This is a genomic window from Xanthomonas sp. 3498 (assembly GCF_014199795.1).
GTDB lineage: Bacteria > Pseudomonadota > Gammaproteobacteria > Xanthomonadales > Xanthomonadaceae > Xanthomonas_A > Xanthomonas_A rydalmerensis.
In genome coordinates, this window is sequence record NZ_JACHOH010000007.1 from 32,433 (window position 1) to 58,060 (window position 25,628).

Genomic DNA, 25,628 nt, shown 5'->3' on the forward strand with positions numbered 1-25,628 from the left:
GCGACACGACAGCGAACCTCGACGACCGCGTCACGCCGCGCGCTCCGGCGCGGGCGCGAACAGGCTGCGCTGGCGCCAGGCCGTCCACAGCGCCGGCAGCAGCAGCACCGCCGCCAGCGTCCAGCCGATCCGCCCGCCCCAGAGCGAGGCCGCCAGCAGCGCCGCGAGCAGGGCCGCGGCGCCGCCGCCGTTGAGGCGCAGGCCGCACAGCCGCAGACTCACCGCGGCAATCCCCAACAGGCACAGCAGCCGCCCCCACAGCAGCCACTGCGGCGCTGCCCATGCTGCAGCGGCCAGTTGCAGCCCCGCGCTGCACAGCAAGCCGATCAGCAGCAGGCGCAACAGCGCGCGTTCGCGATGGCGCCCGATCAGCAGCGCCGCCAGCACCCCGCTGAGCAGCACCGTCGCACCACCGGCCAACACCGGCGTCGTCCATGGCCACCAGGCCCGCTGTTCGGCACTGCCCCAGGCCGCCACCGCAAGCGGCAGCAGCAGCGCGGCCAGCGCCGCGCCGCCCAGCACCAGCGAGATCAGCCACTGCGCCCAGCGTTGGCCGGCCTCGCTGGCGGCCTCGGCCAGCAGCAGCCGGTTGAACTGGTTGAACACGCCGCTGGCGCCGTTGAGCAGATAGCCCAGGAACAGATACACCGGCAGAAAGCCCGGCGCCACCGCCGCCAGCAGCAGCGGCGTCAGGCGATCGTGCAGGATGCCGGCGATGCCCAGCAGCGACAGCTGCACGGCCGTTGCCAGCAGATGGCGGCCGTGGCCGCGCTGCGGCCACAGCAGGCGCAGCGGCGCGGCGAACACCGCCATGTTGACCAGCGCCTGCAGCAGATAGCCGATGCTCACGGCGATGCCGGCGCCGACCGCGCCGCCACACCCGGGCAACGGCCGCAGCAGCAACCAGGCCAGGATCGCCACCGGCATCGCCACCTGCTGCACGGCGAATCCCGACAACCGCCGTGCCTGCGCCAGCAACGGCGCCGAATAATTGACCAGGCCGAACAAGGTGGCCGGCAGTACCGCCAGCACGTAGCCGAAGCCCGCGCCCCGCCACTGCCATGACCATCCGGCCGCGACGACCCATCCGAGATCCAGCACCAGGGTGGCCAGCAGCCGATGGCGCAGCGCCTGCCGCCAGCGCATCTCCCATCCCGGCGCGGCCGGATCTTCGCGCAGGAACAGCGAGGCGTAGCCCAGGTCGGCCAGAAACAGCACCGTGGTCAGTCCTAGATGCGCCAGCCCCACCTCGCCATAGCCCTGCAGGCCGAACTGACGCAACAGCAGCCACTGGAACAGCAGCGCGCAGCCCTGCCCGAGCGCATACAGCAGCGCGCCGGACACGAATCCCGCGCGCAGGCGCCCGGCCGTGCTCATGGCCGGGCGAGAGATCCGGCCGCCGGCACATGGCACAGAAAGGCGCGCGAAGCCGCGCCGTAGGCGAACCACGGCTCGAATTCGATGCCGAACCGCTCGGCGCATTCCTGCAGGGCACGCCGCTCGCCGCGCTGGCGATCGGCCTGGAACAGATCGTAGTCGTCGCACAGCAGCACGCTGCCCTGGACCAGGCGCGGCGCGATCAGGGTCAGCGCATCGCATGCCGAGGCATACAGATCGCAATCCAGGTTCACGATCGCTGCCTGGGTGTGGCCGATGGCATGCGCATTGTCGGCGAACAGGCCGGGCACCAAGTGCAGTTCCGGCGCGCGCAGCCCCACCGCGGCGCAGCGCGCCTGCGCCTCGGATTGGGCGGCGAGGAAACTGCCGGTGGCCAGGCTGTCCTCGCCTTCGGCATTGCGCGGCATGCCGGCAAAGGTGTCGAAGCCGTAGAACCGCGGCCGCTGCGCCAGGAAGCCCAGCACCGTGCCCCGGTGCTGGAAGGGCAAACCGGCGCTGCGCTCGATGCGCCGCCGCTGGTGCCGATAGCACAGCCACGCATGGGCCAGGCTGTTGCCGCGGTACACGCCGAACTCGTAGTAATCGCCGGCAAGCTGGGAGGCATGCACGTAGGCCCAGGCGCGATACAGCGCGCCCAGCGCATCGTTGCGATGCAGGTTCGCGCCGACCCGGAGGCCGCGATAGGCGAGCTTGAGGCGTTCGATGAGCGTTATGGACACGTCGGACACCGTGCGTCGGGCCAGGGGCGGAAACGTCCGAGTATCCAGGCTCGATCCCGACCAGCGCAATGGCGCACGCGGGTGCGCGTGACCGTGGAGACGGCGGCGCACGCCTGGTCAGCGGCAGATGCGCGCGACGCACACGGCACGGTGTCGAGAACACCGTCCTCGACGACCTTCGCCACCGGCTGCACGCGCGGATCGGCCGTGCACTGAGCGATCCGGTCGAGTGCGCTCATCCGGGAACGCGTGTGTCCGCAGCCTGCTCCGGCGCGAGTGTGCGCCGCAACGCCTCGCGCAGGGTCCAGCGCGTGCGCCAGCCCAGCACCGCGGCGGCCTTGGCCGGGTTGCCGAGCTGATGCGCCCGATCATGCGCACGCTGCCGCTGCGGATCCACCTGCACCCGCGGTGCCAGGCCGAGCAAGGCACCGATTTCCTCCACCAGTTCGCCGACCGAGTGTTCCACGCCCGAGCACAGATTGAACACATCGTAGGCCGGCTCCGCCCGCGCATCGTCGAGCAGGGCCAGCAGCCCGGCGGCCGCATCGTCGGCATGCAGGTAATCGCGGCGCGGCTGCAGGTTGCCCAGCCGCACCAGCGGCGCCGGCGCCGGATCGGCCGCCAGTTGCGCCAGCACCTCGGGAATCAGATGCGCGTTCGGATCGTCGTGGGCGATGCTGTTGAACAGGCGCGCCACCCGGCCGCGGCGGCCGCCGCCGCGCGCGCACCACAGGCGCAACTGGCCTTCGTTGCAGAGCTTGGACAGCGCGTAGTTGTCGCGCGCCTCGGTGGGACTGCCGGCTTCGTCCAGCGCCTGCTCGCCCCAGGCGTACACCGCCCCGCTGGAGGCGATCAGCACCTGTCGCACGTCGGTGTCGTCGGCGGCCTGCAGCACGCTCTCGGTCCCGACCACGTTCACCTGCAGGCAATGCATGCGCTGCCGTTCGCAGGTCGGGATATGGTGGATCGCGGCCAGGTGCACCACCGCGTCGGCGCGGAACGTACGCAAACAGGCAGCCACCGCGGCCGTGTCGCGGATGTCGGCGACGGCCGCGACGTGCAGGCCCTCCGGCAGGGCCATGCCGCTGGACAGGTCGTCCAGGCCAGCGACCGCGTCGCCGCGCTGCAACAGCGCCATCACCAGCCGGCGTCCGATCATGCCGGCGGCGCCGGTCACCAGCACGCGTTTCACGATCGCCTCGGTACAGGCGGCGACGCGTCGTCGGGCAACAACCGGCGCCGCAGTCCGGCAGGCAGCCAGGCGAACAGTGGATCGCGCTGCGGCGACCACGCGGACGGATCGCGCAGACGCCGGGCCGCGACATAGAGGCCCAGCCCGAGCGACATCAGCAGCAGCGCCGCCACGAACACCGCGACTGCCACCAGCAGGGGTCGCCGCGCCGGCACCGGCGTCGCCGAGAGCGCCGGCAGCGCCCGGTAACGCACCTGCTGGGCGCGCCCGCGTTGCTGGGCCAGCGTCAGTTCGATCTCGCGTGCGATCTGCTCCCGCACCGAATCGGCCTGCGCACCGGCGGCAAAGACCGCCGCGTGGCACGCCTGCAGCCAGTCCTGCAGGGCCTTGCCCGAATGCAGTGTCGAGGCGCGCTTGTCGGCACAGGCGAGGAAACGCTGCTTCCAGTCGAGCTGTTCGAGTTCGCGCTGGCCCTGGCGCAGATTGGCCCGGGTCTCGGTGATGGTGGCCTGCAACGCCACGATCTGCGCCAGCGGCGACAGGTACTTGCCGCCGCCGTCGCCGACCGAGACCACCGTGTTGACCTCGCTGCGCCGCAGTTCCGGATAGCGCTCCAGCAACGCCTGCATGTCCGCCGCCTGCTGGGTGCTCTGCTGGATGGCGAATTGCTGCTGGATCTGCGCGATCTGCAGTTCCGGCCGCTTCTCCACGGTCTGCTGGCGCATGCCATCCAGCGCATCGCGCAGGCCGCCCCACAGCATCACCTGCCGCACGTGCTGGGCGATCGCCTGCAACTGCTGCGTGGCGGCCGCATCGTCGCGTGCGTTGATCGCCACCTCCAGGCCCAGCGCGCCGACCGTCTTCGGATCGATATTGACCTGCTGGCGGATGTCGTCGCGCTCGACCGCACTGCGGTACTGCACGCGCGTCTCCCAGTAGCGCGGCTGCTGGAACTGCCGCTGCACGCGTTCGCGCAGATCCGCCGGCAATGCGATGGCGGCCACCGAATCGGCCACCAGTTGCCGGTCCGACAGCATCGGCTGCAGTCGCCGCCACTGCTCCAGGGTCAGTTGCGGCACATCCAGCAGCGCGCTGACGCTGTAGACCGGGCGCAGCGCGACCAGCACGCCGGCGGCCAGCGCCAGCAGTGCGGCCACGGGAATCAGCAGGCGGCCGAACTGTCGATAGAAACGCAGCAACTCCAACAGCAGGTCGCCCAACGACGCATCGTCGCCACGGTCACGCACATCGTCTCTGCCAGGCATCGGATCCATCGCCGTGTTCGCGTCACAAGGAAGTCACCAGCCCGGCGCAGCGCCTTACGCGGCATCGCATGTCCCCTCATGTCGATCGGCGGCTGGAGGAGCGGGCACTGTGCCATACCGGTCGCGATGGCGGCAATGCGAAGCGGCTCACGCCACCGGTGCGGCGGCGCGGCGCAACCCCAGCCACAACGTCGCCGCCAGCACTGCCTCGGTGGCGATCGTCGCCAGCGCTGCGCCACGCGCGCCGTAGTGCGGCGTCAGCACCAGGTTGAGCGCCAGGTTGGTCGCGGCCGCCAGGCCGGCGCCAAGCATGTAGCAGCGCTGGCGCTCGAGCGCGATCGCCGTCTGCGTCAGCACGTAGTTCGGCAGCACGAACACGAAGGCGGCGAACAGCCAGCCCACCAGCGATCCCGCCGTGGATCGGTACGCCGGCCCGTACAGCAGCCCGACCACCCAACTGCCGAGCGCCGCGCCGGCGATCGCCAGCACGATACCGGCCAGCGCCGCCGCGGCCAGGGTACGGCGCTGCAGACGCTGCGCGGCACGGGGATCGACGCGGCTCAGGCGCAGGCGCCGGAAGAACAGCAGCGCCACCGGCGCCGCCAGCAACAGCACGCCATCGAACAGGCGATAGGCCGCGGCATACTGGCCAACCTCGGCCGGCGACACCGCGCGATGCAGGATGACGATGTCGCTGCGCCGGTACAGGCAGGTCGCCAGGTCGATCCACAGGAAGCCGGCCGCGGCGCGATACACCGCGGCCTGCGGCCGCCAGCGCGGCCGATCGTGCAGATCCCGACCCAGCAGCGCGTACGCCAGCAGCAGCCCCACGGCCCAGGCCGCGAACACCACTTCGGGACGGGCGCCCAGGAGCAGCACCGCGAGCACGATCGACAGTCCGCTCAGCGCACGCGCGCCGACCTGCCAACGCGCTTCGCGGCGCCAGTGCCCGGCGCCTTTCAGCTGCGCCGAGACCAGTTGCGACAGGGTCACCGCGGCGAAGCACAGCACCGCCCACCCCAGCGCCGGATCGCCGACACTGCGTGGCAGCAGCAGCGCCACGGCAACCAGCAACAGCGTCGCGAGCAGCAGATGCCCGCGTGCCAGGCCCGGCAACGCCGGCGCGTACTCGGCCAGCCCCGGGCTGGGCGCCACGCGCTCGCGCAGCACCAGCGTGCGCATCCCTGCATCCTGGGTCAGCGCCAGCAGCGTCGCCAGGTTGAGCAGGTAGGCGTAACAGCCGAATCCCTCCGGCTGCATGCTGCGCGCCAGCCACACCGACAACCCCAGCGAGACCGCCGCCACGCACAGGATCGCCCCCCATTGCGCGGACAAGGCACCGGCGCCGGCGCGCCAGGCAGACGTGCGTGGCGCGCTCATCCGCACAGGCCTGTCATGCCGCGCCGGTCCATGCCGCGGCCACCTCGTGCCAGCGTCCCTGCGCGCGCACCCGGCCCTCCTCCAGCACCACCACTTGGTCCGCGCGTTCCAGCATGGCCAGCCGATGGCCGATCACCACCACGGTCAGATCGCCGTGCAGGCGCTCGATCGCGGCGCGGATGCGCGCCTCGTTGTCGTGATCCAGCGCGCTGGTGGCTTCATCCAGGATCAGCAACGCCGGCCGCTGCAACAGCGCACGCGCCAGCGCCAGGCGTTGCCGCTCGCCCCCGGACAGGCGCATGCCGCGATCGCCGATCACGGTCTCCCAGCCCTGCGGCAGCGCATGCACGAACTGCGCCGAGGCCTGCTCCAGGGCCAACTGCAGCGTTGCCGCATCGGCGTGCGGTGCGGCCAGCAGCAGGTTGTTGCGGATGCTGTCGTTGAACAGGAAGGTATCCTGCGACACATACGCCACCGCGTGCCGCCAGCTGCGGCGCGCGTGCGCATCCAGGATCACACCGTCGATCTCCAGCGCGCCCCGGTCCGGGCCCAACAGACCGCACAGCACATCGGCCAGCGTGCTCTTGCCCGCGCCGGAGGCGCCGACGATGGCGGTGGTGGTGCGCGCCGGCAAGACCAGCGAGATCTCCTGCAGGGCCGACGCCTCGCGACCGGCATAACGCACCTGCACATCGCACAGGGCGATCTGCGTCTGGACCTGCCAGTCGATGGCACGCGGCGGCAGCGCCGGCTCGGACCACTCGCGCGCCTGCGCCAGTTGCCGCTCCACTTCCAGGAACGCGGGCACGGTATGCACCCAGTACTGGTGCTGCTGCTGCGCCATTGTGAGCAATGGCAGCAAGCGCGCGAACATCACCACCAGGATCAGCAGCTCGGCCAGCGGCAGGTGCCAGACCTGCAGACCCAGCAGCACATAAGCGGCCAGCAGGAGCGCTGCCGCGCTGTGCAGCAGCGCCTTGGACAGCGCCAGGCCCGACGCGAAGCGCGCCTGCAGGTCGCGCACGGCCGTCGCATCGCGGTTCACGACAGCACGATAGCGCGCCTCGGCCCCCAGGATCTTGGCCAGGCGCAACCCGGCCAGGCTGTCGTGCATGCCGGCATGCAGGCGCTGCCTGGTCTGGGTCAGCGCGCTGCCCAGCCACAGCACGCGACGGCGGCGGCCGAGCAGCAGCAACAGCAGCAGCGCACCCGCCACGACCGTGGCCAACGCCAGCGTCCCGGCAAGTGCAATGGCCGCGAACAGATAGATGATGGCGGTGGCCAGGGACGCGAGCATGAGCAATGCATGGCCGAGCCCGACCCCGACCCGCTCCACTTCGGTCAGCATCAGGCTGGCATGGTCGCTACTGCGCTGGGCCACCAACCATCGCCATTGCGCCTCCAGCAGTGCGGCGAAGCTGGCCTCGCGCAGGCGCTCGGCCACGTCCTGCTGCAAGCGCGCGGCAGCGTGCTCGCGTGCGTAATGGATGCCATTGCGCAACAGCACCAGCGCGCAGAACAGCGCCAGCAATGGCAGCGGGGCGTCGGACGGCAAGCCGAGCATGCCGACGATTTCGCCGACGGCATGCGCCATCGCACCGCCGCTGGTCGCGCCACCGCCTTGCAGTGCGCCGAGCAAGGGCACCAGCAGCAGCACGCCGATGCCCTCGCTGGCGCCGGCCAGCGACATCAGGACGAATACGCCAAGCAGGCGACCACGCGGCGCCCAGCCCAGCAACCGGCGCAAGGCGCGCCAAGCGCTCATTGCCGCGGTTCCGCTGGCACCACGAAACAACCGATCCGGGCGAAACGCTCCACGCCACCGCCGCCGGTGACCCGGACCGGCCCGGCGACCACCCAGGCGTGGGCCTGCAGCGCCGACGTCTCCGGCGCCCGCGCCGCGCCGAAGCACAGCATATGCGGCACCCGGAACAGGCCGAGCAGGCAGCGCGCGCTCAGCGCCTGGGCCAGACAGTTGGATTCCCAGGGCGTATGCCGCGCCGCCAGGCGCAAGGTGCGCCCGATCTGGATGGCGCGGCGCTGCGCCCGTGCATCCAGCACCGGCGCGGGCGGTGGCTCCGCCACCCCGCGTCCCAGCCATGGCGCAAGGCGACGGAAGCCCAGCGCCAGCACCGCGGCACGCGCCGTACCCAGCAGCACCCAGGCCGGCAACAGCAGGCAGCGTTCGAATCGAGGCAGGCGCAGGAAGCCTCTCAGGCCGCCGGGCATGAACGCTCCCGCCGCCGCAGAGGCGCAGTGCGCTGCACGCAGAGCGCCGTCGCACGGACGCCTCGTGCTGTCGGCAGGCGCGAACGCGGAAGCGGCGACACAAGGGACATGGGCGACACCTGCGCAGAGAGGACGACCGCGAAAGCCGGCGCACTCGACGCCGCGGCGGGTTGCCGAGCGGCCATGGCGCAAGCGCGGATGCGCCAGCCTAGCAAATGTGCCCCGTGCCGGGCACGCCGCGCGCCGCATCCGCGGTGCGCGAGGGCGTGCCCTACAGCCGGCTCACGCTGCGGATGCGGATCTCGCTGCTGTCCACGCCGTGGCGCTGCGCCGCCTGCGTGCGCAGGCGGTACAGCAGCCGCTCCGGGTCCAGCGGCGCCGGCTCGGCCCAGGTGTGCGCCAGGGTGCCCCAGGCCACGCGCTGGCCGAAGCTGTAGGCCTCGTAGTCGGCTAGGTAGTGGCGCGCGCGCTCAGGTGCCGACGTGGACATCGCCTTCGTAGCCGTTGCAGCCCAGATGTTCGAGCGCGATCGACAGCGCCAGCGCGTAGCCCTGCGCGCAGTAGCCGCCGACCTGGCCCAGGCGCTGCCCCGAGGCCGCGCACAGGCAGGCTTCGCGGCGATCGCTGGCATCGTCGTGCACTTCCACGTAGGGCCGACGCAGGTGCGCCACCGCATCGGCGGTGACGGCGCTGTCCGAGCACGCGCCCGGATCCAGCAACAGCATCTCCACGCCGGCCTGGTCGGCCTGGGCCAGTGCCTGCAGCAGTTCGCGCTCGCTGGCGCAGCCGCGCACGGCCAGGGTCTTGCCGGCGCGCCCGGCATTGGCCAGCAATTGCCGCATCACCGGCGGGGCGATGCGCGCCGGGCGGCCGCGATGGCCGGCCACGCAGTCCGGGCCACGGAGCAACAGGATCGACATGGCGGCGCCCTCAGTTGGCCAGCGCCGCGCGCGCGCCGAGCCGGCGCTGCGCCACGCCCAGGGCGATGGCGTAGCTGTCGGCGAGCGCACCATTGGCGATCACCGTCAGCAACGGCGCGTGCCGCGGGTGCAGCAGCGGTTCCAGCGCCTGCGCGCTGGCGTCGTGCATCTCGATGTACGGGTGGCCCAGCGCGTCCAATGCCGCGCACAGCTGCGCGCCGTGGTCGGCCAACTGCGACGCCGGCAACTCGCCGGAATCCAGCAGCACCAGTTCGGTGTCGTCGCACGCACCTTGCTGCAGCCGCGCCACGATCTGCGCGGCATCGGCGCAGGCCACCGGCACCACGTGCGCGGCATGGTAAGCGGCCAGACACTGCGCCGCGGCAATGGCCGACGCATCGCGATGCGGGCCCTGGATCAGCAGAATCGACATGGAACACATCCAACGGGAAGGACGGGGCGCAGTCTGCGCGCGCGCCGCGTAAGCGTTCCATGGCGTTGGGGCGCTGTGGGCGTAAAGCTTGCGTAAGGGCGGGGATTGGGGATTCGGGATTGGGGAGTCGCAAAAGCGGATGGCGGCACTGCGCTTCCACCAATCCCGAATCCCCAATCCCTGCTTCTAAGCCAATCCCCAATCCCCAATCCCGACTCCCGGCTTTCCATGCGATCATCCCCCGCTTCCCGCCGCCGCCCGGACTCGCCATGACCCACTCCGCTCTGCGCCGCGATGTCGGCCCATTCGCCCTGATGCTGACCGGCCTCGGCTCGATCATCGGCTCCGGTTGGCTGTTCGGCGCCTGGCGTGCCGCCGGGCTGGCCGGCCCCGGTGCGATCTGGGCCTGGGTGCTGGGCGCGGCGATCGTCACCACCATCGCCCTGGCCTATGCCGAGCTGGGCGCGATGTTCCCCGAGTCCGGCGGCATGGTCCGCTACAGCCACTACTCGCACGGCTCGCTGGTCGGCTTCATTGCCGGCTGGGCCAACTGGATCGCGATCGTGTCGGTGATCCCGGTGGAGGCCGAGGCCTCGGTGCAGTACATGGCGTCCTGGCCGTGGCAGTGGGCGCAGGACCTGTACGTGCAGCAGCCCGGCGGCGCCGGCGAGCTGTCGGTGCCCGGCCTGTGCATCGCCGCAGTGCTGGTGCTGGCGTACTTCCTGCTGAACTTCTGGAGCGTGAAGCTGTTCGCGCGCTCCAACAGCCTGATCACCGTGTTCAAGCTGGTGGTGCCGGCGCTGACCGGCATTGCGCTGATCGCCAGCGGCTTCCACAGCGAGAACTTCAGCGTCGGCCTGCACGGCGGCAGCCACACCATCGACTTCGCTGCGGTGCTGACCGCGGTGGCCACCGCCGGCATCGTATTCAGCTTCAACGGCTTCCAGAGCCCGGTGAACCTGGCCGGCGAGGCACGCAATCCCGGGCGCAGCATCCCGTTCGCGGTGCTCGGCTCGATCGCGCTGGCCACGGTGGTCTACGTGCTGCTGCAGGTCGCCTACCTGGGCGCGGTGCCGCCGGATCTGCTGGCCAAGGCCGGCTGGCACGGCATCGACTTCCGCTCGCCGTTCGCGCAGCTGGCGATCATCGTCAACCTGCACTGGCTGGCGATGCTGCTGTACGTGGACGCCTTCATCAGCCCCAGCGGTACCGGCATCACCTACACCGCCACCACTGCACGGATGATCTACGGCATGGAGCGCAACGGCACCATGCCCAAGGTGCTGGGCCGGATCCATCCGACCTGGGGCGTGCCGCGGCCGGCGATGTTCTTCAACCTGCTGGTGTCCTACCTGTTCCTGTTCTTCTTCCGCGGCTGGGGCACGCTGGCGGCGGTGATCTCGGTGGCCACCATCATTTCCTACCTCACCGGCCCGATCAGCGCCATGGCGCTGCGCAAGCACGCGCCGGAGATGCACCGCCCGCTGCGCATCGCCGGCCTGCCGGTGCTGGCCGCGGCGGCCTTCGTGCTGGCCACCGAACTGCTGTACTGGGCGCGCTGGCCGCTGACCGGCGAGATCATCCTGCTGATGCTGGTGGCCCTGCCGGTTTATGCCTACTACCAGCAGCGCGACGGCTGGAAGGATTTCCGCCGACACCTGCGCGGCGCCAGCTGGCTGATCGCCTACCTGCCGACCATCGCCCTGCTGTCGTGGGCCGGCAGCACCACCTTCGGCGGTCACGGCTATCTGTCCTACGGGCCGGACCTGGTGGTGGTCGGCGTGGTCGCGCTGGGCTTCTACTTCTGGGGCGTGCGCGCCGGCTGGCGCACCCCGTCGCTGCAGCAGGCCAGCGCCGGCTGAGCCGCGGCGGCGTCAGCCGCCGCGCAGGAATTGCAACGCGCGCGACAGCAGCACGGCGCCGACGAAACCGGCCAACGCGCACAGGCCCACCGCGACGAGGCCCTGGTGGGACGGGTCGTCGCGTCTGTCGAACAGGGCCAGCGCCGCGGCGACGCACACCGCCGAGGTGCCGGCCCCGATCAGGCCGATGCGCAGATGCGCGCGCCAGCCGCGCAGGCGTGGCCAGGCACGGGCGGCGAACAGCCCGGTCAGCAGCGCCGGCAAGGCGCCGAAGACATAGGAAAACATCGCCATCAGCAGAAGCAGCAGCAGCGGGGCGCTGACGCCGCTGCTCTCCCCCCAGGTCATCGCGATCGCCACCGGCAGCCCGACCACCACGGTCCCGAGCGGCGGGCCGACGAACAGGAAGGTCATGACGACGCCAACGCCGACCAGCCAGCGCGGCAGCGGGTCGTTGCCCGCGTCCATGTCGGCCTGATCGGCAACGTCCGCACGCACGCCCGGCAGCGGGTCCGGGGCCGCCTGCGGGGCAGGCGGCAACGGGTCATGGCTCACTTGGCGGGCGCGGCTTGGCGCTGCGCGGCGCTGGCGTCGCGCGTGGCGCGGAACTCGGAGTCGCGGCTCCAGTTCGGCCACTGCGTCGAGTTGGCCAGTTCCTCGCCCAGCGTGTACAGCACCTGCATGTCGCGCGCGGCGCCGGCGAAGGTCCAGTTCGGCTGCCATTCGTCGCCGGGCTGGTGGTAGCGCTTGGCGGTGTAGTCGTCCGCGGCGGCCTTGCCGGCCGCCACGCCGCCGTCCACCCAGTCCTGGCCGGCGGCGAAGGACAGCGCCGGCACGCCGCGCTTGGCGAAGGAGAAGTGGTCGGAGCGGAAGAAGTAGCCGGCTTCCGGCTTCGGGTCGGGCGTGTAGCGCAGATCCCAGCCCTTCGCCACGCGCTTGAGGTCGTCGAGCAGTTCCAGCTTGGCGGTGCCGTAGATGCCGAAATCGCGCGACGGCCCGAACGGGCTCATGCCGTCCATGTTGATCACCGCCACCGTGCGCGCCAGCGGATACAGCGGCTTGGAGGCGTAGTACTCCGAGCCGAGCAGGCCCTTCTCCTCGGCGGTGACCGCCATGAACACCACCGAGCGCTGCGGCGCCGGGCCCTTGGCGAAGGCGCGGGCCAGTTCCAGCAGCGCGGCGACGCCGCTGGCGTTGTCCAGCGCGCCGTTGAAGATGCGGTCGCCCTTGGCGTCGGGCGCGCCCACGCCCAGGTGATCCCAGTGCGCGGTGTAGATGAGGGTGTCGTCCGGCTGGGTCTTGCCGGGCAGCCGCGCGACCACGTTGCGCGAGGTGATCACCTCCGACTTCACCGCGTAGTCGGCGTACAGGCGCTCGCCCTTCAGTTCCACCGGCTTGAAGTCGCGCGATTGCGCCTGCTTCTTCAGCGCATCGAAATCCAGCCCGGCGCGCTTGAACAGGTCCACCGCCAGATCGCGCTGGATCCAGCCCTCCAACTCCGGATGCACCGTCTTGGGATCGTCGCGGACCACGTCGAACATGCTGTTGGTGTTGGAGTTGGCGACGGTGGCCCAGCCGTAGGAGGCCGGTGCGGTCTCGTGCACGATCAGCACGCCGGCCGCGCCCTGTCGCGCGCCTTCCTCGAACTTGTAGGTCCAGCGGCCGTAGTAGGTCATGCCCTTGCCGTCGAACGCGCCCTTGCCGGTCTCGAAGTCGGGGTCGTTGATCAGCACCACCGCGATCTTGCCCTTCAGGTCCACGCCCTTGAAGTCGTCCCAGCCGCGCTCGGGCGCCTTGACGCCGTAGCCGACGAACACCAGTGGCGCCCCGTCCAGGGTCACCTGGCTGCTGCCGTCGAGCGCGGCGCGCACGGCGATCTGCTGACCCTGGGTGAGGGCCTGGCGCTGGTCGCCGCTGGCGATCGCCAGGCGCGGGGTGCCGACGATGTCGGCGCGGCGCAGCGGCACCGCCTGGGTCCACAGACGCTTGCCGTCGCGCAGGTCGCCGCCGGGCTGCAAGCCGGCCGCCTGGAACTGCGCACTCAGATAGGCCACGGTCTTCTCCTCGCCCGCCGAGCCCGGGGCGCGGCCCTCGTAGGCGTCGGAGGCCAGGGTCTTGACGTCGGTGGACAGGCGCTTGGTGTCGAAGGTCGGTGCGGGCGGCGGTGCCGCCAGGCAGGCGCCGGACAGCGCCAGGGCCAGCAGGCTCAGGATCGGTCGTTTCACTTGGTTCCCCTCGGCAGACACAAAGAAGGGCGAGTGTAGCGGCGCCCCTACCGGGTCGTGGTGGGTCGAACGACCGCCATATGTGCGCTGTCGCAAAAATTTATTGTGATAAAACACTCAAATACGAAGCTGAACATGCTCTAATGCCGCGCTCGCGCACCGCGGGGTCCGCGCCGATCCGGTGGCCCATGCCGATCCGCGCGCCCGCCCTGGCTTCCACCCGAGCCCGGCGTGGAAACCGTCACTTCCCACCTCACCCGGGCCGCTCCGACTGCGGGCCGGCTCGCTTCCGGAGACCTGCAGAGATGTCGATGTCCCCCCTCACCCGCATCACCCGTTGCGTGCTGGCCGCCGCGCTGTTGGCTGCCAGCGGTTCGGCCTGGAGTTACGCGATCAGCAAAGGCACGGTGGTGGACGACCGCGGCAACGCGGTACAGCTGCGCGGTGTCAACTGGTTCGGCTTCGAAGGCAGCGCGCACACCGTGCACGGCCTGTGGGCGCGCAACTGGAAGGACATGATCACGCAGATGCAGGGCCTGGGCTTCAATGCCGTGCGCCTGCCGTTCTGCCCGCAGACCCTGCGCGGCGTGGCGCCGACCAGCATCGACTACGGCCGCAATCCGGACCTGCAGGGTCTGAACTCGCTGCAGGTGCTGGACAAGGTGATCAACGAACTCAGCAGCCGCGGCATGTACGTGCTGCTGGACCACCACTCGCCTGATTGCCAGGGTATCTCCGAACTCTGGTACACCGACTCCTACAGCGAGCAGCAGTGGCTCAGCGACCTGAGCTTCGTGGCCAAGCGCTACGCGTCGGTGCCGGGCGTGATCGGCATCGACCTGAAGAACGAGCCGAACGGCCGCAACACCTGGGGCACCGGCAACCTCAAGACCGACTGGAACAAGGCAGTCGAGCGCGCCTCGGCGGCGGTGCTGAAGGTGGCGCCAAAGTGGCTGATCGTGGTCGAGGGCATCACCGACAACCCGACCTGCTCCAGCAGCGACGGCTACTGGTGGGGCGGCAACCTGGAACCGCTGACCTGCACCAAGCTCAACGTGCCGGCCAACCGCCTGCTGTTGTCGCCGCACGTGTACGGCCCGGACGTGAACTGGCAGCCCTACTTCGGCGACGGCAGCTTCCCGGCGAACATGCCGGCGATCTGGGAGCGCCAGTTCGGCCAGCTGACCCAGCGCGGCTACGCCATGATGATCGGTGAATTCGGCGGCAACGAAGGCCGCAACCAGGCGCAGGATCCGATCCTGCAGAAGGCGCTGATCGACTACCTGATCAAGAAGAACATCCGCAGCGGCTTCTACTGGGCGTGGAACCCCAACAGCCGCGACACCGGCGGCGTGCTCGACGACGACTGGACCACCGTGCGCAGCGAGAAGATGGCCGGGCTGAAACGGCTGTGGGGCGATACCGGCGGCACCACGCCGACGCCCACGCCGACCCCGACGCCCACCCCGGAGCCGACCCCGACCCCCACGCCGACCCCGGCCCCGGGCAGCGCCAGCTTCAGCACCAAGGTCATCGTCGACAGCGACTGGAACGCCGGCTACTGCGAACGCGTGCAGGTGACCAACAGCGGCAGCGCCACTGGCAACTGGGCGGTCACCCTGTCCATCAGCGGCACCGTCAACAATCTGTGGAACGCCACCTGGACGCAGTCGGGCACCACGCTCAGCGCCAGCGGCGTGGACTGGAACAAGACCCTGGCCGCCGGCGCCACCGCCGAGTTCGGGTTCTGCGCCGCCCGCTGAAGGCGGCGCCATCGCCTCGCGCAGCGCGCGGGGCCCATGCCAACGGCAGCGTCCTACGACGCTGCCGTTGGCATTTGCGCCGGGCGAATGCGCGCCCGTGGACGCCACCACAGCGCCTGCGCGCAATCGGTGGACAAGCACCTCTTCTGCAACGGCAATCACGGCCGCCGCGGCGGGACACTGCCGATCATCGCCGCCAAGCATCCGCCCCCCTTTGGCCGGCGCGCTCCGCACCGGCCGCCATCGGAGCACCGCGATGAAACGGTCCATGCATTCCCGCCTCACCCGCTGCCTGCTGGCCGCGGCGCTCGTGGTCGCCAGCGGCTCGGCCTGGAGCTACGCCATCCAGCAAGGCAAGGTGGTGGACGACGCCGGCAACGCCGTGCAACTGCGCGGCGTCAACTGGTTCGGTTTCGAGACCTCGCAGCACACCGTGCACGGCCTGTGGGCGCGCAACTGGAAGGACATGATCACGCAGATGCAGGACCTGGGCTTCAACGCCGTGCGCCTGCCGTTCTGCCCGCAGACGCTTCAGGCGGTGTCGCCCGGCAGCATCGACTACAGCCGCAATCCGGACCTGCAGGGCCTGAACTCGCTGCAGATCCTGGACAAGGTGATCAACGAACTCAGCAGCCGCGGCATGTACGTGCTGCTCGACCACCACACGCCGGATTGCAACGCCATCTCCGAGCTCTGGTACACCGGCAGCTACAGCGAGCAGCAATGGCTGGACGACCTGAGCTTCGTCGCCAAGCGCTACGCGTCGGTGCCGGGGGTGATCGGCCTGGACCTGAAGAACGAGCCGCACGGCGCCGCCACCTGGGGCAGCGGCAATGCCGCCACCGACTGGAACAAGGCGGCCGAACGCGCGTCGGCGGCAGTGCTGAAAGCGGCGCCGAACTGGCTGATCGTGGTCGAAGGCATCGCCGACACGCCGACCTGTTCGAGCGGCACCGCGCACTTCTGGGGCGAGAACCTGGAGCCGCTGGCCTGCACCCCGCTGGCGATTCCGGCCAACCGCCTGCTGCTCGCCCCGCACGTGTACGGGCCGGACGTGTCCATGCAGTCCTACTTCAGCGCCTCCAACTTCCCGGCCAACATGCCGGCGATCTGGGAGCAGCACTTCGGCCGGTTCGTCCAGGCCGGCCACGCGCTGCTGCTGGGCGAGTTCGGCGGCAAGTACGGCCAGGGCAACCCGCTGGACGTGCAGTGGCAGAACGCGCTGGTCGACTACCTGATCGGCAAGGGCATCCACAGCGGCTTCTACTGGTCGTGGAACCCGAACAGCGGCGACACCGGCGGCATCCTCAACGACGACTGGAGCACGGTGCGCAGCGACAAGGTGACCCTGCTGAAGAAGCTGTGGGACGGCGCCGGCGCCGGCAGCGGCAGTCGTGGTGGTGAGGGCGGTAACGGCGGTGGCAATGGTGGCGGCGGAACGCACGCGCCGCCACCGTCCGGCAGCAGCTTCAGCACCACGGTGCTGGTCGACAGCGACTGGAACGCCGGCTACTGCAACCGCGTGCAGGTCAGCAACACCGGCGGCAGCAGTGGCGACTGGACCGCCACCCTGTCCATCAGCGGCACCGTCAGCAACCTGTGGAACGCCAGCTGGACCCAGTCCGGCACCACCCTCAGCGCCAGCGGCGTGGGCTGGAACAAGACCCTGGCCCCGGGCGCGACCGCCGAGTTCGGTTTCTGCGCCGCGCGCTGAGCGCTGCGCTGCGTTTCTGAGATCCCGCACGGCCACGCTCCCCGGGCGTGGCCGTGCGCGGAGCCGGTCGCCGCCCGCCCCCGCGCTGTGCCATCAGTCACGTTCCCGCGGCCGCCGCTGCGCCTCTATGCTGGCGCACTGTCCACACTCAGGCCCGGCCCATGCTCCGACCCTTGTCGCTGTTGATCTCCAGCATCCTCACCCTCGGCACCGGCGCCGCCCTGGTGGCCGCGCCGTCGGCCCTGGCCGCGGCCACGCCGGCCCAGGCGACCGCGCCGGAGATCGCCTACACCCGCTTCACCCTGCCCAACGGCCTGACCGTGGTGGTACACGAGGACCACAAGGCGCCGGTGGTGGCGGTGAGCATCTGGTACCACATCGGCTCGGGCGACGAGCCGGCGGGCAAGACCGGCTTCGCGCACCTGTTCGAGCACCTGATGTTCTCCGGCTCGGAGAACCACAAGGGCACCTACTTCCAGCCGTTCGAGAAAGTCGGTGCCACCGACATGAACGGCACCACCTGGTTCGACCGCACCAACTACTTCGAGACCGTGCCGACCACCGCGCTGGACACCGCGTTGTGGATGGAGTCGGACCGCATGGGCCACCTGCTCGGCGCGATCGGCCAGAAGGAACTGGACACCCAGCGCGGCGTGGTCCAGAACGAAAAGCGCCAGGGCCAGAACCGTCCCTACGGCCGCGTCGACGAGAACATCCTGGCCAACATCTTCCCGGCCAACCACCCCTACCAGCACGACACCATCGGCTCGATGGCCGACCTCGACGCGGCCTCGCTGGACGACGTCAAGCAGTGGTTCCACGACAACTACGGCGCCGCCAACACCACCCTGGTGCTGGCCGGCGACATCACCGTGGCGCAGGCCAAGGCCAAGGCCGAGCAGTACTTCGGCGACATCCCCGCCGGCCGCCCGGTGCCGCGCCAGCAGCCGTGGATCACGCCGCTGGCCAAGCAGACCCGCGGCGTGCAGCACGACCACGTCGCGCAGCCGCGCATCTACCGCACCTGGGTCGCGCCGCAGCTGGGCACCGACGACGCGGTGCTACTGGACCTGGCCACCACCGTGCTCGGCGGCGGCAAGACCAGCCGCCTGTACCAGCGCCTGGTCTACCGCGACAAGCTGGCCGACGACGTCTCCGCCGGCCTGCAGTCGTTCGCGCTGGCCAGCCAGCTGCAGATCACCGCCGACGTGAAGGAAGGCGTGGACCCGGCCAAGGTCGAGGCCGCCATCGCCGACGAACTGCAGAAGTTCCTGGCCGAAGGCCCCACCGCCGACGAACTGCAGCGCGCCCAGGTCGGCTACCGCGCCGGCTTCGTGCGCGGCCTGGAGAAGGTCGGCGGCTTCGGCGGCAAGGCCACGGTGCTGGCCGAGGGCCAGGTCTACCGCAACGATCCGGGCGCCTACAAGAAGGACCTGGAACGCGCGCAGGCGGCCACCGTCGCCAGCGTGCGCAAGGCCGCCGACACCTGGTTCGGCAAGGGTGACTACCTGCTGACCGTGCTGCCGGCGCCGGAAGGCTTCGATCCGGCCGCCGAGGACAAGGCGGTCAAGCCGCTGGCCGCGGCCCCGGGCAAGCCCGCGCCGAAGGTGCCGGCGAAGGGCAACTACAGCGTCGGCAAGTCGCAGGTGGACCGCGCCGCCGGCGTGCCGGAGACCAGCCAGTTCCCGAGCCTGAGCTTCCCGCAGCTGCAGCGCGGCAAGCTCAAGAACGGCATCGAGGTGGTGCTGGCCGAGCGTCACACCATCCCGGTCACGCAGATCCAGCTGCTGTTCGATGCCGGTTACGCGACCGACCGCGGCGGCAAGCTCGGCACCGCCAACTTCACCGCGGCGCTGATGAACGAGAGCACCCGCAACCTGGACTCGGTGGACGTGGCGCAGCGCCGCCAGCGCCTGGGCGCGATGACCAGCGTGTCCTGCGAACTGGACAGCTGCGACGCCTCGCTCAACGCACTCAACGACCAGCTGGCGCCGTCGCTGGACCTGTTCGCCGACATCGTGCGCAACCCGGCGTTCAAGGCCGACGACATCGAGCGCATCCGCGGCCAGTGGCTGGCCTCGATCGCGCAGGAGAAGACCCAGCCGCAGGGCCTGGCGCTGCGCACCCTGCCGCCGCTGCTGTACGGCCCCAGCCATCCGTACGGCGTGCCGCTCACCGGCACCGGCACCGAGGCGGCGATCAAGAGCCTCACCGCGGGCGACCTGAGCGCGTTCCAGAACAACTGGCTGCGTCCGGACAACGTGCGCATCCTGGTCGCCGGCGACACCACCCTGGCCAAGATCATCCCGCAGCTAGATGCCGCCTTCGGCGACTGGCAAGCCCCGTCCGGCAAGCGCCCGACCAAGAGCCTGCCGCAGGTGGCCGCGCAGCCCAAGCCGCGCGTGTTCCTGATCAACCGCGACGACGCCCCGCAGTCGCTGATCCTGGCCGGCCTGCTGGCGCCCTCGACCAAGGCGCCGAACAACCTGGCGATCGGCGTGGCCAACGGCGCCTTCGGCGGCACCTTCACTTCGCGGCTGAACATGAACCTGCGCGAGGACAAGCGCTGGGCCTACGGCGCCAACAGCTTCATGATCGACGCGATCGGCCAGCGCCCGTTCCTGTTCTTCGCCCCGGTGCAGACCGACAAGACCGCCGAATCGGCCGCCGAGATCCTCAAGGAAGCGAAGGCCGTGGTCGGCGACAAGCCGCTGACCGCCGCCGAGATCGCCAAGATCAAGGAACAGCGCGTGCGCGCCCTGCCGGGCAGCTTCGAGACCACCGGTGCGGTGCTCAGCGCGATGGAAGGCATCGTCCAGTACGGCCGCCCGGACGACTACGTGCAGACGCTGAAGACGCGCCTGGAAGCGGTCGACCAGCCGGCGGCGGAAGCGGCGATCAAGGAGATCGTGGCGCCGCAGGCGATGACCTGGGTCATCGTCGGCGACCTCAAGCAGATCGAAGCGCCGGTGCGCGCGCTGAAGCTGGGCGAGGTGCAGGTGCTCGACAGCGACGGCCAGCCGGTCAAGGCGAAGGCCACGGCCGCCGCCAAGCAGTAACGCCGCACACGCCTGGCGGGACGGTCCCGCCAGGCGCGACGCGCCGGTAACCGCATGGGCGACTGGCGCCATCGCAACGCATCGCCACCGCGCGATGCGACATGCGAACAGTCACGTTGCACGCTCCGCTCCGGCGCAACGCGCATGCACGCAAGCGCACAGTGCGCAGCCATCGCGGCGCGCTGCACGCATCGGTCGCACGGCATGCAAGCCCAGCACGCACGGCTGACCAAGGCGGCGCGCCGCGACTTGCGATGTCCGTAGAGCTGGTCGACCAGGCATCCTCCAAGACATAGACTCGCCTTCTGGACGCTGTTGCCGATCGGCGATCGCGATGCGCAAGCACCGCCCGAGGGCGGGTATGGAGCCGGCCATGTCCTTCACGGCCCTTGGCCGCAGCGCTTGCTATCCCCAAGGCCTGTTCTCGCCTGGCACCGCCGATGCCGACCACTTCTCCCCACCGCGGCGACGCCGCGCCCCGCATCCGCGTCGGCTGCGCCGGCTGGTCGATCGCCAGCACGCAGCGCGCGCTGGTCGGCGACGGCGCCAGCCAGTTGGCGCGCTATGCCACGCGCTTCGATGCGGTCGAGATCAATTCCTCGTTCTACCGCCCGCACCGCCCCGTCACTTACCAGCGCTGGGCCGACAGCGTGCCGGCGGATTTCCGTTTTTCGGCCAAGCTGCCGCGCACGATCACCCACGACGCGCGCCTGTACCGCGTCGCGCCGCTGCTGCAGACCTTCCTCGGCGAAGTCGGCCATCTCGGCGACAAGCTCGGCTGCCTGCTGGTGCAACTGCCACCGAGCCTGGCCTTCGATGCGCGCACCGCCGCCACCTTCTTCGCGATGCTGCGCCGCCGCTGGCATGGCGGCATCGCCTGCGAACCGCGCCACGCCAGCTGGTTCGGCGCGCGCGCCGAGGCGCTGTGGCAGCGCCACAGGATCGCGCGCGTGGCCGCCGACCCGGCACTGCACGCCACCGCCGCGCAGCCGGCAGGCACGGCGGCGCCGGCTTACTGGCGCTGGCACGGCGCGCCGCGCATCTACTACAGCGACTACGCCGACGACACACTGCGCAGACTGGCCAAACGCGTCGTCGCCGCCACGCCGCACTCGGACGACGCCTGGGTGATCTTCGACAACACCGCGCTCGGCCACGCCCTCGACAACGCCGCCACGCTGCAGGCGCAACTGCGCGCGCTTGGCGCCGGCGCAGCTGGTTGACCGCCACGCCCCGCCGAGTCTCGTTGCGGGGCACGCCCCGCTCCGACGACTGGGACCAGCCCCGCGTTCGCCGCCCCGCAGGAGCGGCTTCAGCCGCGACCTAAGCAGAGGGAAGCGCCGGTGCGCGCTGAAGCTGGGCCAGGCGCAGGTGCTGGACAGCGACGGCCAGTTGCTCGAGTGCCAAGCGGCACGGCGCGCGCGACAAGGGCCTTGGCGTGCGCCGCGTCACGCTTGCATGCTTTTCCACGCGGCATCCGCACGCCCTGCGGTATGGTGCTGCGCCTCGCGATCCGCGCCAGACCCCACGCCATCCATGACCGATGAAGCCCAGCGCCAGCGAGTCCTCGACAGCTACCGCATCGTCGGCAGCCTGCCCGAGGACGCCTACCAGGACATCGTGCAGATCGCCGCCGCGCTGTGCGATACGCCGATCGCGCTGCTGTCGCTGCTGGACCGCGACCGGCAATGGTTCAAGGCACGGATGGGCCTGGAGGTGCCGCAGACCGAGCGCAGCCAAGCGGTGTGCGATCACGCGATCCGTGAGCCCGAGCAGTTGCTGGAAGTGCCCGACCTCGCCGACGACCCGCGTTTCGCCGACATCGCGGTGGTTCGCGGCGACACCGGCGCGCGCTTCTACGCCGGCATGCCGCTGGTGACCGATGAGGGCATCGCCCTGGGCACAGTCTGCGTGCTCGACACCGCGCCACGCCAGCTCACCGACGCCCAGCGCGACGGCCTGCGTGCGCTGGCGCGCACCACCATGCGCCTGCTCGACGAACGCCGCCGTACCCTGCAACGCGAACGCGAGGCGCTCCTGCAACCGCATTCGGCCGATGCCCACGGCGCCGCCACCGATGGCCGCTACCGGGTGGTGATCCTGGAAGTGCAGGAACTGGCCGCGCTGGCCGAGCGGCAGAGCGAACGCCTGCTGGGCAGCAGCCTGCAGCAGCTCGACCGCACCCTGGCCAGCTACGTGCACGACGGCGGCGCCGACACGGTGGACCGCGCCACCGAGCACGCCGAGTTCATCGTCATGCTGCATGGCGCCGATGCCGAACAGAAGCTGCGCGGCCTGCGCGAGATCGCCGCGCGGCAGCAGGCGCTGGGGCTGACCGTCCTGGTCGGCGACGCCCAGGCCACGCGGGCGGACGAGCCGATCGGGCTGGTGTTCCTGCGCGCCGAAGCCGCGCTCAGCGCCGAGAAGGACCGCCTGCGGCCGCAGACGCCCTGACCTGCACGGCGGACGCCGACCCGCCGGCGTCGGCCCGCCCTGAACGACCTGCCCGCCCCACCGAGCGGGCACTGCGCCACCCTTTGGCCAGACAACACGCCCCCGGCTGTCCCGGCGACGAGCCACCTGACCGCAGCGGCGGCCCCGTTCTTGCATCTCCCCAGGCGTTGCGGTCCCTCACCGGTGCGAGCCGGACGGCGCGCGGCCGCCAAGGCACGATCGGCAGGCCGCGCATCGGATCCGGCCGCGGCCGCCCCGTCTCCGCCTCGGTCGTTTACCATGCCGCACGCATCCTGCTCTGGACCTGACATGAGCCATGCCGCTCCTCCTTGCTGCACCCCGCTGCTGAGCCTGTCGCTCGGCCTGTTGCTCGGTACCGCCGACACCGCCATGGCCGAGGCCGCGCCGGCGACGACGCTGACCGCGCCGGCACCGCCGCCGCAGACGCCCGACCTGGCCTACCCGGAACTGTTCCAGGCGGTGCAGCAGCAGGAGCTGTTCGACGACCAGAAGCACTTCGTCGATGCGCTGCCGTTGCGCGACCCGGCGCTGATCAACGCCGACTATCTGGCGCAGCGCCAGCAACCCGGCTTCGACCTGCGCCGCTTCGTCGCCGCCAACTTCGAGGAGTCCGGCCCGGTGCAGACCGAGGCGATCCGCCAGGACACCGGCCTGCGCGAACACATCGACGCGCTGTGGCCGCTGCTGGTGCGCCGCCAGGTCGAGGTGCCGGCCTACAGCAGTCTGCTGTCGCTGCCGCACCCCTACGTGGTGCCGGGCGGGCGCTTCCGCGAGGTCTACTACTGGGACTCCTACTTCACCATGCTCGGCCTGGTGGAGAGCGGCGAACACGAACGCAGCCGGCAGATGCTGGACAACTTCGCCTACCTGATCGACACCTACGGGCACATCCCCAACGGCAACCGCACCTACTACCTGAGCCGCTCGCAGCCGCCGTTCTTCTCGCACATGGTGCAGTTGCAGGCCAAGGTGGAAGGCGATGCGGCCTACGCGCGCTACCTGCCGCAGTTGCAGAAGGAATACGCGTACTGGATGGAGGGCGCGCAGACCCTGGCTCCGGGCCACGCGCATGCGCATGTGGTGCGGCTGGCCGACGGCAGCCTGCTCAACCGCTACTGGGACGCCCGCGACACGCCGCGCCCGGAAGCCTGGCTGCACGACGTGCGCACCGCCGCCGAGGCCAAGGACCGCCCTGCCGCCGAGGTCTACCGCGACCTGCGCGCCGGCGCCGAGAGCGGCTGGGACTACTCGAGCCGCTGGCTCGGCGACCGCAAGACCCTGGCCAGCATCCGCACCACCGCCATCGTCCCGGTCGACCTGAACAGCCTGCTCTACCACCTGGAGAGCACCCTGGCCCTGGCCTGCGCCAAGAACCCGGGCGCGGCCGGCTGCGACACCGACTACGCGGCCCTGGCCAGCGCGCGCAAGACCGCGATCGACAAGCACCTGTGGAGCGATGCCGGCTACTACGCCGACTACGACTGGCAGCAACGCCGGCTGCGCGAGCAGGTCACCGCCGCGGCGCTGTACCCGCTGTTCGTCGGGGTCGCCTCGCCGGCGCGGGCCAAGCGCAGCGCCGACACCGTGCAGGCGCAGTTGCTGCGCCCCGGCGGCCTGGCGACCACGCGCCTGCACACCGGCCAGCAGTGGGACGAACCCAACGGCTGGGCGCCGCTGCAGTGGATCGCCGTGGACGGCCTGCGCCGCTACGGCCAGGACGCCCTGGCGCAGCGAGTCGGCAGCCGCTTCCTGGCGCGGGTGCAGGCGCTGTTCGCGCAACAGCACAAGCTGGTGGAGAAGTACGCGGTGGACGCGCAGGCCAAGGGCGGCGGCGGCGGCGAGTACGCCCTGCAGGACGGCTTCGGCTGGACCAATGGCGTGACCCTGTTGCTGATGGATCTGTACGCGGCACCGGCCGCCGCGCCGACAGCGGCGCACGCCCAAGCGCAGGCCGACGCCGAGGCGGAAGCAGTCGCGCTCTGAAGCGCCACGGGCGGCAGCGCGGCCACGCCCGTCCGCCTACGCATGCGCATGCGTCATGGCCAGCGCTCGGCGCCGCAGCTACTGCGCCGGCGTCTCCACGGGGATGCCCATCGCGACGCGATAGCGCTGGTACAGCGCCATCACCTTATCGATGTACTCGCGGGTCTCCGCGTACGGCGGCACGCCGCCGTAGCGCGCCACCGTGCCGATGCCGGCGTTGTAGGCCGCGGCGGCGAGCACCCGGTCGCCGGCGTAGCGGCGCAGCAGCGCGCGCATGTAGCGCGCGCCGCCGGCGATCGACTGGTCGGCCGCGAACGGGTCGTGCACGCCGTATTCCTTGGCGACCTCCGGCAACAGCTGCATCACTCCCTGCGCCCCCTTGGACGAGACCGCGGCGGCGTCGAAGCCGCTCTCGGCATGCGCGATCGCGCGCAGCCACGGCTCGTCCACCCCGGTGGCGCGGGCCGCGGCGCGGAACTGCTTGGCATGCGGCTGTAACTGGGGCGCGCCGACCTTGCCGAGGCCGGGATGCGCGCTTTCGCCCGGCGGGGTCACCGCGGTGAAGCGCAGGTAGGGCCGCGAGCCCGGCAGGTTGCGCGTGGAGTAGACCAGCTGGCCGTCCTGCTCGCGCTCGTACAACGTGCCGCTGAACACGCCCAGGTTGCCCCACAGATTGGGCGTGGCGATCGCCGCGTCGTCCAGTTCCTTCGGCGTGCAGCGCGAGCCCGGCTCCGGCGCCGTGGCCAGGCTGACCGTACCGTCGCGCACGCAGCGGTACACGGTACGCGCAGACGCGCCGGCGACCACGCCACAGCACAGCAGCAGGCACAGCGCGGCACGGGCTAGGGGCATCGGCGACATGATCGAACAGGACGGGCGCGCATCATCGCCCAGCGCATGTCGACGCGAGTGACGGCCGGTCCCTCGGTCCGCTTTCCGACAGCCCCTTGTAGGAGCGGCTTCAGCCGCGACCAGGCGCCGACACACCACGCGTCGCGGCTGAAGCCGCTC

At 70.9% G+C, this 25,628-nt stretch carries 20 protein-coding genes; 7 read left to right on the forward strand and 13 right to left on the reverse strand.

Going from position 1 to position 25,628, the window contains the following annotated elements:
* Positions 1-30: 30 nt before the first annotated feature.
* The 10 genes from GGR66_RS17480 to GGR66_RS17525 all read right to left on the reverse strand — a co-directional run bounded on the left by GGR66_RS17480 (position 31) and on the right by GGR66_RS17525 (position 9,536).
* Positions 31-1,377 carry a hypothetical protein gene (locus GGR66_RS17480; RefSeq protein WP_184449430.1) on the reverse strand — a complete coding sequence of 449 codons (1,347 nt, stop codon included), beginning with the start codon at positions 1,375-1,377 and terminating at the stop codon, positions 31-33.
* Entirely contained in the window at positions 1,374-2,117 is a 744-nt protein-coding gene (locus GGR66_RS17485; RefSeq protein ID WP_184449432.1) for a TylF/MycF/NovP-related O-methyltransferase, read from the reverse strand. The genes GGR66_RS17480 and GGR66_RS17485 overlap by 4 nt, the downstream gene beginning before the upstream one ends.
* 235 nt (positions 2,118-2,352) lie before the next feature.
* On the reverse strand, positions 2,353-3,309 hold the full coding sequence (locus tag GGR66_RS17490) for an NAD(P)-dependent oxidoreductase (RefSeq protein ID WP_184449434.1): 957 nt from the start codon (positions 3,307-3,309) through the stop codon (positions 2,353-2,355).
* The gene (locus tag GGR66_RS17495; RefSeq protein WP_184449436.1) at positions 3,306-4,574 is read right to left on the reverse strand and encodes a hypothetical protein; all 1,269 of its coding nucleotides are present in this window, start codon (positions 4,572-4,574) and stop codon (positions 3,306-3,308) included. The genes GGR66_RS17490 and GGR66_RS17495 overlap by 4 nt, the downstream gene beginning before the upstream one ends.
* A gap of 147 nt (positions 4,575-4,721) precedes the next feature.
* A complete protein-coding gene (locus GGR66_RS17500) occupies positions 4,722-5,954 on the reverse strand; it encodes a polysaccharide biosynthesis C-terminal domain-containing protein (RefSeq protein ID WP_184449438.1) in 1,233 nt (410 codons plus the stop codon).
* A 13-nt stretch (positions 5,955-5,967) separates the two neighbouring features.
* A complete protein-coding gene (locus tag GGR66_RS17505; RefSeq protein WP_184449440.1) occupies positions 5,968-7,719 on the reverse strand; it encodes an ABC transporter ATP-binding protein in 1,752 nt (583 codons plus the stop codon).
* Complete coding sequence (locus tag GGR66_RS17510) at positions 7,716-8,183, reverse strand: lasso peptide biosynthesis B2 protein (protein WP_184449441.1); 468 nt, start codon at positions 8,181-8,183, stop codon at positions 7,716-7,718. The genes GGR66_RS17505 and GGR66_RS17510 overlap by 4 nt, the downstream gene beginning before the upstream one ends.
* A 271-nt stretch (positions 8,184-8,454) precedes the next feature.
* Positions 8,455-8,673, reverse strand: coding sequence for a hypothetical protein (locus GGR66_RS17515; protein ID WP_184449443.1), 219 nt, complete (start codon positions 8,671-8,673; stop codon positions 8,455-8,457).
* Positions 8,654-9,103, reverse strand: a complete 450-nt coding sequence (locus GGR66_RS17520; protein ID WP_160959607.1) for a type II 3-dehydroquinate dehydratase — start codon at positions 9,101-9,103, stop codon at positions 8,654-8,656. Before GGR66_RS17520 ends, GGR66_RS17515 begins: the two co-directional genes overlap by 20 nt.
* A 10-nt stretch (positions 9,104-9,113) precedes the next feature.
* On the reverse strand, positions 9,114-9,536 hold the full coding sequence (locus GGR66_RS17525; protein WP_184449445.1) for a hypothetical protein: 423 nt from the start codon (positions 9,534-9,536) through the stop codon (positions 9,114-9,116).
* Positions 9,537-9,805: 269 nt separating this feature from the next.
* Here GGR66_RS17525 and GGR66_RS17530 point away from each other — a divergent pair, with 269 nt between their 5' ends.
* A complete protein-coding gene (locus GGR66_RS17530; protein ID WP_184449447.1) occupies positions 9,806-11,398 on the forward strand; it encodes an APC family permease in 1,593 nt (530 codons plus the stop codon).
* 12 nt (positions 11,399-11,410) lie between these two features.
* On the opposite strand, the gene GGR66_RS17535 is transcribed toward GGR66_RS17530, so the two are convergent.
* Positions 11,411-11,953 (reverse strand): hypothetical protein, encoded by a 543-nt coding sequence (locus GGR66_RS17535; RefSeq protein ID WP_326520311.1) that lies wholly within the window; start codon positions 11,951-11,953, stop codon positions 11,411-11,413.
* Positions 11,950-13,623, reverse strand: a complete 1,674-nt coding sequence (locus GGR66_RS17540; RefSeq protein ID WP_184449449.1) for a M28 family metallopeptidase — start codon at positions 13,621-13,623, stop codon at positions 11,950-11,952. Before GGR66_RS17540 ends, GGR66_RS17535 begins: the two co-directional genes overlap by 4 nt.
* Positions 13,624-13,928: 305 nt before the next feature.
* Here GGR66_RS17540 and GGR66_RS17545 point away from each other — a divergent pair, with 305 nt between their 5' ends.
* The 6 genes from GGR66_RS17545 to treA all read left to right on the forward strand — a co-directional run bounded on the left by GGR66_RS17545 (position 13,929) and on the right by treA (position 24,617).
* Complete coding sequence (locus tag GGR66_RS17545) at positions 13,929-15,386, forward strand: glycoside hydrolase family 5 protein (RefSeq protein ID WP_184449451.1); 1,458 nt, start codon at positions 13,929-13,931, stop codon at positions 15,384-15,386.
* 268 nt (positions 15,387-15,654) lie between these two features.
* The gene (locus GGR66_RS17550) at positions 15,655-17,100 is read left to right on the forward strand and encodes a cellulase family glycosylhydrolase (RefSeq protein ID WP_255421761.1); all 1,446 of its coding nucleotides are present in this window, start codon (positions 15,655-15,657) and stop codon (positions 17,098-17,100) included.
* Positions 17,101-17,261: 161 nt separating this feature from the next.
* Positions 17,262-20,159: a pitrilysin family protein gene (locus GGR66_RS17555; RefSeq protein WP_184449455.1), complete on the forward strand. Its 2,898-nt coding sequence runs from the start codon at positions 17,262-17,264 to the stop codon at positions 20,157-20,159.
* Between the two features lie 440 nt (positions 20,160-20,599).
* On the forward strand, positions 20,600-21,382 hold the full coding sequence (locus GGR66_RS17560) for a DUF72 domain-containing protein (RefSeq protein WP_184449457.1): 783 nt from the start codon (positions 20,600-20,602) through the stop codon (positions 21,380-21,382).
* A 313-nt stretch (positions 21,383-21,695) separates the two neighbouring features.
* Complete coding sequence (locus tag GGR66_RS17565) at positions 21,696-22,613, forward strand: GAF domain-containing protein (protein WP_184449458.1); 918 nt, start codon at positions 21,696-21,698, stop codon at positions 22,611-22,613.
* A gap of 309 nt (positions 22,614-22,922) precedes the next feature.
* Positions 22,923-24,617, forward strand: coding sequence for an alpha,alpha-trehalase TreA (gene treA, locus GGR66_RS17570; RefSeq protein ID WP_184449460.1), 1,695 nt, complete (start codon positions 22,923-22,925; stop codon positions 24,615-24,617).
* Between the two features lie 78 nt (positions 24,618-24,695).
* Here treA and GGR66_RS17575 read toward each other — a convergent pair whose 3' ends face one another.
* Positions 24,696-25,478 carry a lytic transglycosylase domain-containing protein gene (locus tag GGR66_RS17575; protein WP_184449462.1) on the reverse strand — a complete coding sequence of 261 codons (783 nt, stop codon included), beginning with the start codon at positions 25,476-25,478 and terminating at the stop codon, positions 24,696-24,698.
* Positions 25,479-25,628: the final 150 nt, after the last annotated feature.